Raw genomic sequence first — 1,547 nt, 5'->3', positions numbered from 1 at the left:
TAACAAGTTAGATAGACATCCGAGGAAGTTATCAAATAGGTAACAATCCAAGAGAAGACAACTCAGAAAAATGTCACCTGAGCCATGAATGTAACGCTATACATTCATAGGTGGTTAAGCGAATAAGAGCGCAGGGTGGATGCCTTGGCACTAAGAGCCGATGAAGGACGTGATAAGCTGCGAAAAGCTTCGGGGAGGAGCAAATATCCATCGATCCGGAGATATCCGAATGGGGAAACCCGGCAGAGAAGACCTCTGTCATCCATACGCCAATCCATAACGTATGGAAGGGAACCCGGTGAACTGAAACATCTAAGTAGCCGGAGGAAAAGAAAGAAACATCGATTCTGGGAGTAGCGGCGAGCGAAACCGGAGGAGCCTAAACCAGCGTGCGTGCATGCTGGGGTTAAGGACTGCAACAAGTGACCGGAAGGTTAACAGAATGGTTTTGGGAAAGCCAGCCATAGAGGGTGAAAGCCCCGTATGTGAAAACCGGAAGGAGCGGCAGGATCCAGAGTACTACGAGACACGTGGAACCTTGTAGGAAATCGGGGGGACCACCCCCCAAGGCTAAATACTCCTTAGTGACCGATAGCGCATAGTACTGTGAAGGAAAGGTGAAAAGGACCCCGGGAGGGGAGTGAAAGAGAACCTGAAACCCTGTGTTTACAAGCTGTGGAACATCATTATTCGATGAACCGCGTACTTTTTGTAGAACGGTCCGGCGAGTTACGCTTACTGGCAAGGTTAAGCACTGAAGGTGCGGAGCCGGAGGGAAACCAAGTCTGAATAGGGCGATGAGTCAGTAGGAGTAGACCCGAAACCGGGTGATCTATCCATGTCCAGGTTGAAGCTGCCGTAAGAGGTAGTGGAGGACCGAACGCACATCCGTTGAAAAGGGTGGCGATGAGGTGTGGATAGGGGAGAAATTCCAATCGAACCCGGAGATAGCTGGTTCTCCTCGAAATAGCTTTAGGGCTAGCCTCGTATTAGTCTAGTGGAGGTAGAGCACTGAATTTCCTAGGGGGCGTCAAAGCTTACCGAAGAATATCAAACTCCGAATGCCATATAGATGATGTACGGGAGTCAGACTGCACGAGATAAGTTGGGCAGTCAAAAGGGAAAGAGCCCAGACCGCCAGCTAAGGTCCCAAAGTGTGTGTTAAGTGGAAAAGGATGTGGGATTTCGAAGACAACTAGGATGTTGGCTCAGAAGCAGCCATACATTAAAAGAGTGCGTAATAGCTCACTAGTCGAGAGGTCCTGCGCCGAAAATGTCCGGGGCTGAAACACAACACCGAAGCTGCGGAACCCGCAAGGGTTGGTAGAGGAGCATTCTTAAAGGAACGAAGCAGTACCGTAAGGAGCTGTGGACTTTTAAGAAGAGAGAATGCCGGAATGAGTAGCGAGAGTAAGGTGAGAATCCTTACGGCCGAATATCCAAGGTTTCCAGGGTAAAGCTGATCTGCCCTGGGGAAGTCGGGACCTAAGGCGAGGCCGAGAGGCGTAGCCGATGGACAACAGGTTGAGATTCCTGTACTACAGTAT

Annotated in this window: 1 rRNA gene; it reads left to right on the top strand. The window is 50.2% G+C overall.

The features are described 5' to 3' along the window. Positions 1–112: 112 nt before the first annotated feature. A 23S ribosomal RNA gene (locus LKD42_RS15030) occupies positions 113–1,547 on the top strand; the annotation flags it as partial.

It is taken from the genome of Hominisplanchenecus faecis (assembly GCF_020687205.1).
In the GTDB taxonomy this organism is placed as follows: domain Bacteria; phylum Bacillota; class Clostridia; order Lachnospirales; family Lachnospiraceae; genus Hominisplanchenecus; species Hominisplanchenecus faecis.
The sequence above is the reverse complement of the archived record's forward strand: the minus strand, read 5'-3'. Positions and strand labels throughout refer to the sequence as shown.